16 protein-coding genes are annotated in these 13,744 nt (G+C 60.4%); 12 read left to right on the forward strand and 4 right to left on the reverse strand.

The window, feature by feature from the left end:
* Positions 1 to 102 precede the first annotated feature (102 nt).
* From QHC67_RS17695 to QHC67_RS17725, 7 genes are all read left to right on the forward strand, one after another.
* A complete protein-coding gene (locus tag QHC67_RS17695; RefSeq protein ID WP_319296347.1) occupies positions 103 to 642 on the forward strand; it encodes a PepSY-associated TM helix domain-containing protein in 540 nt (179 codons plus the stop codon).
* 3 nt (positions 643 to 645) lie between these two features.
* Positions 646 to 1,332 (forward strand): PepSY-associated TM helix domain-containing protein, encoded by a 687-nt coding sequence (locus QHC67_RS17700; RefSeq protein WP_319296318.1) that lies wholly within the window; start codon positions 646 to 648, stop codon positions 1,330 to 1,332.
* Positions 1,333 to 1,335: 3 nt separating this feature from the next.
* Positions 1,336 to 1,674 (forward strand): DUF3325 domain-containing protein, encoded by a 339-nt coding sequence (locus QHC67_RS17705; RefSeq protein WP_319296320.1) that lies wholly within the window; start codon positions 1,336 to 1,338, stop codon positions 1,672 to 1,674.
* Positions 1,675 to 1,679: 5 nt separating this feature from the next.
* Complete coding sequence (locus QHC67_RS17710) at positions 1,680 to 2,435, forward strand: TonB family protein (RefSeq protein WP_319296322.1); 756 nt, start codon at positions 1,680 to 1,682, stop codon at positions 2,433 to 2,435.
* 290 nt (positions 2,436 to 2,725) lie between these two features.
* A complete protein-coding gene (locus tag QHC67_RS17715; protein WP_413818570.1) occupies positions 2,726 to 3,253 on the forward strand; it encodes a class I SAM-dependent methyltransferase in 528 nt (175 codons plus the stop codon).
* A gap of 42 nt (positions 3,254 to 3,295) precedes the next feature.
* Complete coding sequence (locus QHC67_RS17720; RefSeq protein ID WP_319296326.1) at positions 3,296 to 3,943, forward strand: glutathione S-transferase family protein; 648 nt, start codon at positions 3,296 to 3,298, stop codon at positions 3,941 to 3,943.
* A 153-nt stretch (positions 3,944 to 4,096) separates the two neighbouring features.
* Positions 4,097 to 4,555: a GNAT family N-acetyltransferase gene (locus QHC67_RS17725; protein WP_319296328.1), complete on the forward strand. Its 459-nt coding sequence runs from the start codon at positions 4,097 to 4,099 to the stop codon at positions 4,553 to 4,555.
* Positions 4,556 to 4,701: 146 nt separating this feature from the next.
* Here QHC67_RS17725 and QHC67_RS17730 read toward each other — a convergent pair whose 3' ends face one another.
* The gene (locus QHC67_RS17730) at positions 4,702 to 5,457 is read right to left on the reverse strand and encodes a hypothetical protein (RefSeq protein WP_319296330.1); all 756 of its coding nucleotides are present in this window, start codon (positions 5,455 to 5,457) and stop codon (positions 4,702 to 4,704) included.
* A gap of 165 nt (positions 5,458 to 5,622) precedes the next feature.
* Between QHC67_RS17730 and QHC67_RS17735 the strand changes: the two genes are divergently transcribed.
* Entirely contained in the window at positions 5,623 to 6,339 is a 717-nt protein-coding gene (locus tag QHC67_RS17735) for a TonB family protein (protein WP_319296332.1), read from the forward strand.
* Positions 6,340 to 6,482: 143 nt separating this feature from the next.
* On the opposite strand, the gene QHC67_RS17740 is transcribed toward QHC67_RS17735, so the two are convergent.
* Positions 6,483 to 8,012: an MFS transporter gene (locus tag QHC67_RS17740; protein ID WP_319296334.1), complete on the reverse strand. Its 1,530-nt coding sequence runs from the start codon at positions 8,010 to 8,012 to the stop codon at positions 6,483 to 6,485.
* Between the two features lie 106 nt (positions 8,013 to 8,118).
* Between QHC67_RS17740 and QHC67_RS17745 the strand changes: the two genes are divergently transcribed.
* From QHC67_RS17745 to QHC67_RS17760, 4 genes are all read left to right on the forward strand, one after another.
* Complete coding sequence (locus QHC67_RS17745; RefSeq protein WP_319296336.1) at positions 8,119 to 8,994, forward strand: LysR family transcriptional regulator; 876 nt, start codon at positions 8,119 to 8,121, stop codon at positions 8,992 to 8,994.
* A 755-nt stretch (positions 8,995 to 9,749) separates the two neighbouring features.
* A complete protein-coding gene (locus QHC67_RS17750) occupies positions 9,750 to 10,145 on the forward strand; it encodes a hypothetical protein (RefSeq protein ID WP_319296338.1) in 396 nt (131 codons plus the stop codon).
* 163 nt (positions 10,146 to 10,308) lie between these two features.
* Complete coding sequence (locus tag QHC67_RS17755; RefSeq protein ID WP_319296339.1) at positions 10,309 to 10,980, forward strand: DUF6088 family protein; 672 nt, start codon at positions 10,309 to 10,311, stop codon at positions 10,978 to 10,980.
* Positions 10,977 to 12,035: a nucleotidyl transferase AbiEii/AbiGii toxin family protein gene (locus tag QHC67_RS17760; RefSeq protein ID WP_319296341.1), complete on the forward strand. Its 1,059-nt coding sequence runs from the start codon at positions 10,977 to 10,979 to the stop codon at positions 12,033 to 12,035. The genes QHC67_RS17755 and QHC67_RS17760 overlap by 4 nt, the downstream gene beginning before the upstream one ends.
* Positions 12,036 to 12,038: 3 nt before the next feature.
* Here QHC67_RS17760 and QHC67_RS17765 read toward each other — a convergent pair whose 3' ends face one another.
* Both QHC67_RS17765 and QHC67_RS17770 read right to left on the reverse strand, forming a co-directional pair.
* The gene (locus tag QHC67_RS17765) at positions 12,039 to 12,170 is read right to left on the reverse strand and encodes a hypothetical protein (RefSeq protein WP_319296343.1); all 132 of its coding nucleotides are present in this window, start codon (positions 12,168 to 12,170) and stop codon (positions 12,039 to 12,041) included.
* 470 nt (positions 12,171 to 12,640) lie between these two features.
* Positions 12,641 to 13,744, reverse strand: a 1,104-nt coding sequence (locus tag QHC67_RS17770) for a nucleotidyl transferase AbiEii/AbiGii toxin family protein (protein WP_319296345.1), incomplete at its 5' end; no start/stop codon positions are given.

Genomic DNA, 13,744 nt, shown 5'->3' on the forward strand with positions numbered 1-13,744 from the left:
TGCTTGATCATCTCGTCGGTCTCCTGTTGCGAGCTCTAATCGCTCAGGTGACCGGCGCAAAACCGTTACAAGTCCAAAGAGCACGCACCCACCCGCGAGACGCTGGGCGGGCACCATTTCGTCGACTTTCATTACGAGCTACATGCCGGCAAGCTGGGTCTATGGATCGTCGCCATCGCGACGATGGCGATGTTGGTGGCGCTCATGTCGGGTATCATCATCCACAAGCGTATCTTCAAGGATTTCTTCACATTCCGCCCTGGCAAAGGGCAGCGATCCTGGCTCGACGGGCATAATGCGGTCGCCGTGCTGACGCTGCCGTTCCAGTTCATGATCGCCATCACCGGTATCGCCTTCTACGCGACCAGTTATCTCCCGGCAGCCGTCGTCGCGAACTTTGGAGCTGGATCGGAAGGCCAGAACCGATACGCCGCCGCGATCTCGGATCCTGGCAAGCCCGTCAGTAGCGGCGTGCGTCATGCTCTGCCCGCTCTCGAACCGCTTGCCCGTCGGGCGGAGACCCTGATGGCCCAGGAAGTGCGCGCGGTGGTCATCGACAATCCGGGCGACGCAGCGATGCGGATCGGCATCTATGGCTGGAATGAAGACGCAGAGCAGCAGCGTCGGATCAGCCAGACATAGGGCATGGTGCAGTTCGCGATGGATGGCCGCGTGCTTCAGCTACGCAAGCCGGGCGAAAGCAACGTTCCAGCCTCACGCACCGAGCAGGTCCTGAGCGGCCTGCACATGGCGGAGTTTGGCGGCACTGCAGTGAGGTCGCTCTACTTCCTGTGCGGGCTTGCCGGAACGGCGATGATGGGATCGGGCGCGATCCTGTTCATGATCAAGCGCCGCCAGAAGGCGCTGGACGAGTTTGAGGCACGGACGGCGCAGGTCTATCGTGTGATCGAGGGGTTGAACGTGGGCTGCGTTGCCGGAGGGGCAGTCGCCTGCATTGGCTATTTCTGGGCCAACCGGCTGATCCCGGTCGATCTCGTGCACCGCGCCGATTGGGAAGTGCGCACGTTCTTCGCGATCTGGCTGACAGCACTGGTCCATGCTTTTGTGCGGACACCCATGCGCGCGTGGATCGAGCAGCTCGGCACCCTCGCGATCCTCTGTCTTTTCCTGCCGGTGATCAATCTGCTGACAACAGGCGATCACCTTTTTGCCGAAATCGCCCGCGGCGATCGGGAAAGCGCGGGTGTGGAATTGGTGGCAATTATATTTGGTCTGGGCGCTGCATGGACGACCTGTCTTGTCCGTCGGAGAGTGAGTCAGGCTCGATGCCGCCCGCATGAGGCATCGCGCAATGCGAGCGCCGGAGAGTAAGCGATGCTCACCCTATCCCTGGCCATGGCATTTAGCGGATTCACCGTCCTTAGCCTCTCGGTGCCGCGACATCACCGCGATATGATCGGCGGCACGCCAGCGCAGGCCACGACTACCGCTCTGCGCGGGGTCGGCTATGCGTTGCTTGGCCTTGCCCTTTGGCCTTGCCTGACCGCTTTCGGCACATCGGTAGGCCTGATCTTGTGGCTGGGCTTGCTGTCGGCAGCGGCCCTGCTGCTGGTGGGCCTGCTCGCATGGCGGCCTCGACTGACCTTGCAAATCGGTCTCGGGGCAATGCTGGCACCCGTCATTTGTCTGATCCTGTCCGAATCTGTGAGATGAAGCCGATGATCATGCTTCGACACGAAGTGACAGACTTCCATTCGTCGGTTGCGCACCCTCCGATGGAGCGACCAGCCTCGCTGGCGGCCGAACGCTACGGCTACGCGGCCCCGGCAGGAAGTCGCATCAAGGCGCTGATCGGCACCGGTGCGATTTACGCGGTCGTGCTGGGGGGCTTCCTCATCACCTTCAATCGCGCGACGCCGGTTCATGCGCCGTCCGCCCCTTTGGTGGTCGAGCTGCTGCCGCTTGCCTCCCCGCCGGAAGCGCCGCCCGAGCAAAAGGAAGCGCCAAGGCCCGTCGAGGAACAGAAGGAGCAGCCTGAACCGTCAAAGGTCCCGCCGATCGAGCGCACGGTCGTTCCGATCACGCCGATTGCCGCGCCGGTGCCTGTCATACTGTCCAATCCCGCCAATCCAGGTCCGGTGGAACCGGAGACCGCCGCGCCGAAAACCGTGACCGCGCCGCTAGCGCAAACGGCCTCCAGCGATATGGCAGATACTTGGGAAGGCAAGGTCCTGGCGCAACTCAACAAGTATCGACGCTATCCACGCGCAGCGATGGTGCGGCGGCAACAGGGCGTGCCCTACATCCGCTTCGTGATGGATCGCGAAGGGAGGGTGCTGTCGTCCAGGCTGGAACGCTCTTCGGGCTTCCCTGAACTCGATCGAGAAGCCGTAGCGCTGCCCAGAAGAGCATCCCCTTTCCCGAAACCGCCCGTGGACAAACCGGGCGACACGCTGGAACTGGTGTTCCCGTAGAATTTTTTATCCGTTAAATTAACCGCAATAATGCAACGGTGATTTGGGTGTCGACAAACAGGCGGTTTGCGACGGAAACACTGTTGGGAGGCGGCCTGTCTGCCAAGATCGCCTCCCGATGCGGCAAAGCTGCCGGTCCTCCGCCGTAAGTATGAAAAGCTCCATAGCGGTCATGCGGGCGCCAGTGTACGTAAGCGCCGGGGATCAACATGACCGGCAGCGCAATTCCTTCGATCACCGATGTTTATCAGCGCCACGGCGAGGCGTGGGCGAAGCTGTGAAGCGACGAGCTGGTCGAAGGTCTATGGCTCAACCACTTTTCCGAGTTGCTGCCGGTTGGGGCGGCTGTTCTCGACATTGGCTGCGGCTCTGGCCTACCGATCGGACGCGAGCTGATCCGCCGCGGTTTTGACATCACTGGCGTGGACGGCACTCCGACAATGCTCGCACTGTTCCAGCGCAACCTGCCGGGCACTCCCGCTCTCCTTATGGACATGCGCCAGCTTGCCCTTAACCGGCTCTTCTCAGGGCTGATCGCTTGGGACAGTTTATTTCATCTTTCACCCGATGATCAGCGCAGCATGTTCCCGCGCTTCCAGGCGCATTCCGCGCCCGGTGCGGCACTTATGTTCACCGGTGGGGATGCGGAGGGGGAAGCGATCGGCGAGTTAGAGGGAGACGCGCTCTACCATGGCAGCCTTGATCCTGAGGAGTACCGGAGTTTGCTCGACGCGACTGGCTTTGCCATCGTCGCGCACGTCGTTCAAGATCCGGCCTGCGGCCATCGGACCATTTGGTTGGCCCGACAACGAGGTTGATCGGCTTGGCAGCTTATAGGCCATGTTCCTTGGAGATTACGAATGAGCGAGCTGACCCTCACGACCTACGACTGGGTTCCCGAGATGCCGCGCGGCCTCGTGCGTGACCTGCGGGTGCGATGGGCTCTGGAAGAGGCCGGGCTCGCCTATCGCGTCGAGAGCACGCCGTTTCGCGATCGCGGCCCCGACCACTTCGCGGCGCAGCCCTTTGGCCAGGTTCCGTGGCTGACGGATGGAGATCTCACCATCTTCGAGAGCGGCGCAATCCTGTTGCACCTCGGCGAGAAGAGCCCGACGCTCATGCCCATCGATCGGCACGGCCGGGCCGAAGTGGTGGAGTGGGTCATTGCCGCACTCAACTCGGTCGACTTGCCGAGCCAGCCTTGGGCGCTGTTCCGTTTCATGGGCTATCCCGGTGAATCACCCGAAGCCAAGTTCGTGGAGGACTTCCTGAAGGCCAGGCTCGATCGGATGGAAGCGGTGCTGGCCGACCGCGAGTGGCTCGTCGCCGACCGCTTTACCGTCGCCGACCTGCTGATGGCGGACGTGTTGCGGCAGGTGAACCGGTTCGATGGGCTTGCAGACTACGCTGCGTGCAACGCCTATGTTGCGCGCGCAACGGCGAGACCGGCCTTCCTCAAAGCATACGACGACCAGATGGCCCACTTTGCTGCGGCGGATGCCGCTTGATACAACTGATCTGTACGACAATCAGGCGATAACCGCCGCCCGCAGTGTCATTTCCGGCAAGGCAGGAGAAAAGCCGTCATTGGCAATTCGTCGCGCCGCCTTGTCAGATTATCTTGTTACGATAGTAGCCACGTACCGGGAAAAGAGGGTGAGATGGAAATAAGAGAAGATGACGCGACCGCACCGTACGTCGCCGACCTGCTGGACTATCACCTTCAAGAACTTCAAGACGTGATGGCGGAGCACACTTTTGCGCTCGACGCACGGGGCCTGTCGGCATCGAACGTCACGTTCTGGACCATGTGGGACGGGGAAACACTCGTCGGCTTTGGAGCCTTAAAGCAGCTCGATGCGGCTCATGGCGAAGTGAAGTCGATGCGAGCGTCTCCTGCAGCGCGTGGCAAGGGCGTCGGTCGCGCCATACTCGAACATATTGTCGCGGAGGCCCGCCAGCGAAGCTATGAGCGTCTTAGCTTGGAAACCGGCACAGCGACGCTCCATGCTCCAGCGATCTCACTCTATCGCAGTGCCGGCTTTGTGTCGTGCGATGCATTCGCGGACTATCTTCCAAGCCCACACAATCAATTTTTCAGGCTTGAGCTATCTGCATAAAGCATTGCGAAGCGATCACCAAATACACGTTCGAAACCAAAACCTGGCAGACGCTATCATTTAGAGCTTTGGACGCTGGAAGGCGTCTGGCAGTGGGCAGTGCCCGACAATCAGGTGAAGCCGCCGCCATCATGCGGTTTCCGGCTTCATTGGAAAATGCCCATACTGAAATCGCCCTCCGTGACGTTGGATAATTTGCGTACATTCTCTGGATCATCCTTGGTTGCAGAGACCAACTGACCTCTATGATGTGGTAGCCATCCCAACCTCTTATCAATCCCGGTTGTTACCGGATCGTCGGTAAGTTGCACGGTGATCCGGCGCAGTGTCACGCCTGGCCCGAATGAGATGGCCAGATTGTCGGGGTCAACCAGTTCCACCGTTTTAGGATCGCGGGTATCGCGAAACCTCACCATGATCGGATAACCCGTCACCGGCGCATCAACGTCGTTACGAGGCGCAAACCAGCGCGGGACAACATTCAGCTTGTGGTTGGCCCGCACCGCGTCGATCCGTGCGCGGAAGCGCTCTTCCCTCGGGATTGAGAGATCGTTCGCCTTTGGTGTGACGCCTGACATGATGCCTGCTGCCCACCCATATGAAGCATCACTTCGCAGCAGCACGAATAGCGTCTGACCGGGAGCAATATCGACGGCAACAGCTTCGCCTCGTGCCTCTGCGCTCGCCCCACCGAGCGTCGTGCCAACCTCGCCCGCCGTGACCTCGATGACGCACGATCCCGTTCGCAGGCCCTGCGGCGTAGCGATCTCCACCGTCAGGCGGTAACGAAACGGCGCATAACTTTTCACCAGTCCGCACCCGGCAATCAACATCCCAGCGCCCGTAGCAAACAACGCCAGCAGTGCCCGACGTGCTATTTTGTCGCCGTCCTGATCTTTCATCCCGTTCCGCCTGCCAACCAATGTAGCGACGGGATAGCCGGACTTTCTTATGAAACGGGCGATTTGCCGAAAATCAGGTCTTTTCAGTACCTAAGCTGGAGGGGCGCTGGACGAGCCGCGCGCTCTCAATCATAAGCGGGTAACAGGGGAACGTCGGAACTCTCAATGAAGATCAATTGGTTCGCAGCTCTGGCACTCTCGACCATCCCTGCGATTGCACTTTCGCAAGTTGCGCCTCCACCACCCGAGCGCACTCAACCTTGGCAATTGCCGGTAGCCCTGCGCTTGGAAAGCGAGCCGAAGCTCGCCAAGTTTTATACATCGGCAATGCGTCAGCGCGAACTTCATGGCGCTGTCGAACTCGATTTGCGGGTCGATCCGAACGGTAGCATCGTCGGCTGCGAGGTGAAAACCTTGGTTGTCGATCCAGAACTCGCTGCCGCCAGTTGCCGAGCGGCGCAAACCGCGAGATTCCAGAAAAGCGTCTATGGCGCGCCCTCCATGCCGCTGAAATTTATCTGGGGAGTGTCTAATTCACGGGTGATTCCGGCGCGGCCAGGGCATCCCGCTCGTTTGGCATCCCCTCCCTTTAGCGGTGAATTTGCTTATCCTGTCGAGGCAAAGCAGCGCGGCGAGCAGGGAAGGGCTATCGCCGATATCGACGTGTCTGCTGAGGGGCGTCCCGCCGCATGTAGGATCAGGCGCTCCGCCGGGTTCACGTCACTTGATACGGCAACCTGTCAGGTCATGATGACGCTTGGCCAATATGAGCCAGCGGTTGATGTTTTTGGCGTGCCACTTGCTGGCACCGCCACCGGCGTTTTGAACTGGCGTATCGAACCGGACCCGCCAGCTTCCCCACCGGCTAACTCAAATCCATAATACCACACGGTGCTGCTGAGGCGGAAACCAAGCCATTGCCACCGCTCTCCATGTGGGAGTTGACCGGAAATCAGGCCATAGCCGCCGCCCGCCATGTGTTTTCCGCCGGGTAAGGCGCGGCGGATGGCTACAAGGAGACTCGCTTATTCTTGAACTGCCCATTCACCGGCCCCCGGCCTCCGGGAAGGCGCTCTTAGCAAGGCGAAACATAGAGCGGCAGACAGCAGCGTGACCGCGGCCAGCCCCTGAGTCAGGGTGGTAAATGCATCGGCGTAGATTTGAACGAGCGCGGTACTATCGATGCCAGGTACGATCGCTGCGGCTTGGTTCAGATCGCCTGCCGCCAGGCGTTGAGCCACTCCAGAGAGCGCCGTGGAGGACGTCGAGGGAAGATCGCGTTCCAGTTCGCGACTGACCAGTAGCGCCATTGCCGCAGTCACCAACGCCAGTGCAAGGCCTTCCCCCGCCACGCGAGTCGTACCGAAGATGCCCGCCGCCATTCCTGCGCGGTCGGCCGGAACCACGCTGATCGAAAGGCCGTCCATCAGACCCCATGGCAATCCTGTTCCGATGCCGATCAGGAGCAATGCGGCAACTGGATCGCCTCCCGGAGGCACTTGTCCCAACCATAGCAGGCCCACTGCCGCCACGCTCAGGCCAAAGCAGGAAATGGCGCCTGGAGACAGCCAGCGCGTCAACGTCGCGGCGATCGAGGGAACGACCACCATCGGGCCGGAGATCGCCAGCATCAGCAGCCCCGTTGCGGTTTCGCTGCGACCCTCGATACCCATGAAACGGAACGGCAGGAGCACCAACAGTACGACGAAGCCATAGCAGGTCGCGATGGGCAGCAACTGGACGCCCACGAAGCGCGGATAGCGGAACAGCGAGAGGTCGAGCATCGGGTGCGCGCTGCGTGTCTCTATCCAGCAGAACGAGATGAGTGCCGACAGGGATGCACCGAGACAGAGTATGACGACGGCGCTACCCCATCCACTGGCCGGAGCCTGGATCACCGCGAAAGTGAACAGCGTCAGGGTTGCGGTGAATGACATCGCTCCGGGCCAGTCTAGCGCGGACACGCTGCTTGCCCTGGATTCGCGCATCCACGCACTTCCCAAGATGAAGGCGACGGTCGCGATCAATGACGTGGCGAGGAAAATCGAACGCCAGCCAATCAGCTCGATTATCATGCCGCCCACGATCGGGCCGAATGCCAGTCCCACGCCGAACGTCGTGCCCAGCAGACTGAACGCACGGGTACGCGCCTGGCCATCGAACTCCTGGGCCAATGCGGCGGAGCCTCCCGATAGAGCTGCTGCCGCGCCTACCCCTTGAACCGCGCGCAGGACGTCCACGAACAGAAGCGACGGGGCGATTGCCAATCCGAGCGAGGCGCCGACGAAGATGCCCACGCCGATCAGGAACATGCGCTTGCGCCCCATCTGGTCGGACATTGCCCCAGCCAACATCAGCAGGCCGCCGAACGACAACATGAAGGCATTGGTGATCCAGGTGAGCATGGTGGCGCTACCGCCCAGGCTACGGCCAATCGCAGGAGTCGCCATCGCGCCTGTCGAGAAGCTGAGCGGCAGCATCAACGCTGCAAGACATACGGCTGCCAGCACGGCGAGCCCCTGCCGCGCTGGAGGTGAGGGTAGGGATTGTGACATGGCGCACTCCTTCTTGGTGGGGAGTGGTGTGATAGCCGGTAATCAATCCTCGATAATCGAGCGGAAGATCCTGACAATGGAGCGAAAATATCTATAATCTTGCGGCATGGACAGTTTGATCGGCATCAACAGCTTTGTTCGCGCGGCCGAGCATCTCAATTTCGCGGCTGCCGGGCGATCGCTCGGCATCTCACCCTCGGCGGTGGGGAAGAATATCGCCAGGCTCGAAGCCTCGCTGGGTGTACGCCTGTTCCAGCGCACCACACGGCGCGTCGTACTGACGGACGAGGGGGGGCAATTCCATCAGCGGTGTCGGCGCATCCTGGACGACCTGCAGGATGCGCAGGCGATGATGCAGCAGGTGGCGGAAACGCCGCGCGGAACCCTGAGGGTCGGATTGCCGACCATCGGCTATCGCTTCCTGCTGCCGGTGCTGTCCGAGTTTCATCGGCGCTATCCCGAGATACAGCTCGATCTCGATTTCAATGACAGGCTGGTCGATGTAATCGAGGAAAACCTCGACGCGGTGATCCGAAGCGGCGCTCTTTCCGATTCCAGCCTGATGTCGCGCAGGCTTGGCGGCTTTGCCTTCGTCCTGTGCGCATCGCCCGACTATCTGGCGCGTCGGGGGACCCCGCAGCAAACGGGCGATCTGGCCAGGCACGGCGCCATTCGCTACCGGTTCCCCACTACGGGAAAATTGCAGGAGTGGGCGCAGGGTGGCGAAGCGATCGCCGTGCCGCCAACCGTAATCACCTGTAGTAACATGGAGGCCGTGAGAGCCGCTGCGGTCGCCGGTTTGGGGATCGCCTTCATGCCCGATTTCCTCGCCCGCGATGAGTTGGCCAGCGGCGCTCTGGTCGCGTTGCTTAAGGGCAGGACGATCACTCCAGGCCAGTTTTCCATTCTCTGGCCATCCAGCAAGCATCTGTCGCCCAAGCTGCGCGCCTTTGTGGATTTCGTCAGCGACAGGTTGTTTTGACGTATCAAAGGCTGTCTCGGCGCTAGCCGTTACCAACTAAGACCTTCAGGCCCAGCCTGTTTGCGTATGACCGGCAAACAGGCGATAGCCGCCGTCTCTCGTTGAGCTTCCGGGTGTCGTCCGCCCGCTACCCAGACCCTTAACCGATTGTGCGTTCATTCGCTGTAGCAGGATAATTAACTCGAAATGCTGTGCTCGAAGAGAACGCTATATGGCCGTGAGATCAGGATTTAGATTAGGATGTCTGTCTCTAATTATTCTGCTTGTCGGTATCGGTCTCGGAGCCACAGCCCCTCTCCTTATAGGTAAGCACTCGCGCAAGGAAGCGGACAAGGGAAGGTTGGATGGAAGTCCACCCATCCGCCCGGCATTTCTTCGGGATACGCAGGAATGCCCGAAAACAAGCGACGACGCGGCTGAGCTCGATAACAAAATGCTTGAGGTTGGCCGGTCCGTAGTCGCTTCCGATCCGACCGGCCAGAGTCCGGTGAATAACTATGTAGTCAGCTACTTTGCATGGCATTGGCGAATCTCAGGTGCTCGCCGGTGCCCACCATCAGATCAAATCGTGCATCAGCTTGCGCCGCTACTGGATCGTTATAAATGGCCGCTCGCCAATACAGAGTTGAACGATCTTCGCCTTACCGAGCGCCTGCCGCCAAGCGCGGTGAGGGCACGGGGGCTGGCAAATATCGGTTTTCTCGGATGGATTCCTCCATCGACATAGTGACCCAAAGTTCATCACTAGATTTTCCTTGTTCCACGAGATGGTCCGGAAGAAAGGCCTGAAACAGCGCTTCGATGAGGACATTGACGGCTTCCGCGCAAAGTTCTTTGAGTGGATTGCCAATGGAAGACTCCACGAGCCGGGGCACGTGCGTCGCCTTGAGGCCATCCTGATAGACGGCGATGCAGAGGCGGCGCTGAACACCACGTGCTTCGCCGCAGCGGAGGGCGTGCTGTCCTCGAAGGATCCATCGATCGGCAGCGATTTGTTCGCAAACATCAAGCGCGCTACCGAGGCGCTGAAAAACGCGCCAATGGGCGAGGTGCGCGACCTTCAGGCTGGCGACCCGCAGAAGACTATCCTGCTGCGCAACTTATCGCGCGCGCTCGAGGACATCGCGACGATGGCTGGCGTCAAACTGTAGTCGTCGGCTACTCGTTGATGGGGCAAGTGGAACCCCGTCTCCAGAATCCTGCCACCTCCTCCTGTCCCCTCATAGTTTGTCAGAAGGATACATCATGAATCTGACAAATGCGCTTTGCAATTTGTCAGAAATGCGTATACGCGCTTCTGACAAAGGAACTTCCATGCGTGGCCCGGGTCTCGATCTCAAAAGTGCCATATTGGACCGAATGGTCTCCGGAGGCGTGCCTTCAGTCTGGACGCCGCAGGACTTTCTCGACCTTGGCTCTCGCGACGCCGTCGATCAGGTGCTCCATCGACTGACCCGCAATGGCGACGTTCGCAGGATTGCCCGCGGCCTCTATGACAAGCCGAAACTCAACCACCTCACGGGCAAGCCCACGCACCCCGATCCGCGCGCCGTCGTCGATGCACTGGCTCGGCGGGACCAAGCCCGTATCCTCGTCGATGGCGTAACCGCGGCTAACGATCTAGGACTCTCCGATGCCGTCCCTGCTCGCATCGTCGTCCATACCGATGCAAGATTGAAGCCCATCACGCTCGGCAACCTCAAGATCGATTTCAAAACCACTGCGCCAAGTCGGCTTCACTGGGCTGGGCGGCCAGCGATGCGTGTCGTTCAGGCCTTGCATTGGTTGCATGACGCCGGTGGCGATACCGATCCGGATGTTGCCAAGCGTCTGCGCACCATTTTCGCCCACCCTGATCACGGCGCCGACATCGTCAACGACCTTCAAGCCGATATGTTGACGCTCCCGCTCTGGATGCAGAATATCCTGCGCGATGCGATGCCGGCTACCTCGTCAGCTGACCGCCTGAAGACCAAGCGAGCATGACAATGAATTCCGCTTACGCCCAGTTTCTGGCGGCCGATCCCACGGATCGACGGGATGTGTTCATCGGCGCCGGCCAGCGGCTCGGCACAGCGCCCCAGAATATCGAGAAGGATTTCTGGGTCTGCTGGACCCTCGATGCACTGTTCAACGGTCCGGCGTCCCACGGTCCGCGCTTCCTGTTCAAAGGGGGTACGTCGCTGTCGAAAGGCTTCGGCCTGATTCAGCGTTTCTCCGAGGACATCGACATCACGGTGTTTCGCGAAGACATCGGCCAAGATGCAAGCGTCGAGGCGCTAGAGGGGATGTCCGGCAAGAAGCGACAGGCCAAGCTCGATGCCATCAAGGCGGCATGCCAAGCCTTCATAGGCGGAGACCTGTTCGCTCAGCTTTCGGAGACACTGGCCCGTGCAGTGGGCGGGGGCATGGCAGGCGCGAAGGTCGAACTCGATCCGGACGATGAAAGCGCGCAGAGCCTTCTCCTTTGGTATCCAAGCGTGACCGCCGAGTCCGACGGCTACATCCGCAAAGCCGTCAAAATAGAATCCGGGGCCAAATCCGCTCTCGACCCTCATGCCCGCCACAGCGTCGTTCCCTATCTCGCTGACGATCTGCCCGCCTTCGATCTGACGGTTGCCAACGTGACCATTGTCGATGCGGAACGCACCTTCTGGGACAAGGTCGTCATACTCCATGGCCTGCGCCGCTGGTTCGACGCCCGGCAGGTTCTGCGTGCGGGTGGCCAGCGCGTCTCACGCCATTATTACGACGTGCACCAACTGATGATCGCCGGAACGGGCGCTTCAGCGATGGCTGACCCCGCGCTCGGCAGGGATTGCGTCGCACACGCCCGGATGTTCTTCAACAGCCGCGACCTCGATCTCGCTCATGCTGAGCCCGGCAGCTTCTCCCTGATACCGACCGATGCGATGATCGCTGACCTCCGCCGCGACTATGGTGCCATGGCCGGGATGATCTTCGGCGATGTGCCCGACTTCGATGCCGTCCTCGCAACCGTCGAAACGCTCCAGCGCTCGTTGAACGAACCGGCCGCATGATCATCACGCGACATTGCTCTGGTCGATATCGCCCACATCGCGCGGCGGCTCTACGGAATGTGCGAGGCGCAAAGAGCGCGTCAGCGAACCTCCTTTGAGAGTGGTCTCCACGTTCACTTTGTCATGCGCAGCCATTAGGTTTTTCTGCTGCGCGATTTTTAGGTTATCCTGTTAGCGGATGCGGTGATCCCTCACTTGTCCGAAATTTGTAGCCATATTTCGGACAATCCGGCCCAGCGCTCAAAAGGTTACGCTCCGCCCCTCGATTACGTCCGGCGTTCAAATGACATTGGATTTTATGCCATGGGTATACCATGCGCTTATCTCGGTCGTAAGAATTGAGGCCATTACTTGACGCATGGAAGTTCCTCGCGCCCATGGTCTCGAATTGGCCAGCGCTCGACCCGAGCCGGGCTCGAGCAGAGCGTCCATCCACATCCAGCCTTTTCCACGAATCCAGATCGTGCTATTAATGCCCTTGGCGAGTTCGTAAGTCTATGTTTCGACTGCGAAATCAATCGCTTAGGTCGCCCGGCCGAAAGCTCTTCTGAGTCCACAGACGTCCGGAGATGTCGCAGGTCCTTCCCCACCCTCCGGTGATTTCTTCAGTCTTGGGAAGACGCCTCATTCAGCTTTGATTGCAGTGCTGCGACACTTTGGATCACGGCGTCGAAGTCGGGTGCTGCGCCAAAGATCATGGTGCTCATCGCTGCATAATCGCGCCGCAGGGCATCAACCATCGCCCCTTCGGGGCACAACGTGAAGCTCGGAGCTACCGCAGATGCCAGGTCGAAGTCCGGCCGGTTGAAGAACATGCGCGCGTGCGCAACGCAATCGGCGCCGAGGGCAGGGTTTGCCAGCGCCTTCTGGCCTATGTCCGATGCCAGGAGTATGTGGATGTCGTAATAATGGCGCGACACGCGGTGGCCGCCGCCGCGCAGCTCGCCGCGGATGTCGAACCAGCGACGCAGCCCGTGCAGTATCACGGCCTTGTCCCAGAAGGTTCGCTCGGCATCGACTATGGTGACGTTCGGCACGGTCAGATCGAAGTCGGGGGCATCGTCGTGGACATAGGGACGTATGGAATGGAGCGCGTTGGGATCGAGCGCGGATTTAGCACCCGACTCAATCTTCACCGCCTTGTCGATATAGCCATCGGCAGGTGTTGCGGTCGGATAGAGGATTAGCAGCGTCTGGCTGTCTCCATCATGCGGTGTGACGCGGAGCCAGTCGACGGGCAGTCCCATACGCTCGGCGGTCGCTGCGGCGATCGAGGACAACTGCTCCAGAAGCGGCCCGTTGATATAGGCTTCGCAGGCCGCCTTGATCGCATCGAGCGCGGCATCGCGCTTCTTGCGGCTCAGTGCTTGCAGCTCCTCGACGCTCGCGGCTTCTCCGAGGTCGTCGCGGAAGACCGTGACGTCGATGTCCTCGGAGAACCGGCGGATGAGGCCAAACCCCTTCGACAGCGAAGTGCCGCCCTTGAAGAGCAGCCTCGGGCCTTCGGGGAGTCCGTTGAAAAGCGCATCGAGCGTCCAGCAGACCCAGAAATCCTTCTCGGGATTCTGCGGCGTTGTGCCGAGGCGCTGCGCGGTCGCGGTAAAGAGACCCGCGCGGGTATCCTGATCCGCGGACAGGATCGCATCGTAATTTGGGTTCATGCGGCTTTGGGCTCGGCGGTGAGGATGGTTCTCAGATAGTCCTGCATC

Origin of the sequence: Sphingobium sp., from assembly GCF_033795625.1 — a bacterium.
GTDB lineage: Bacteria > Pseudomonadota > Alphaproteobacteria > Sphingomonadales > Sphingomonadaceae > Sphingobium.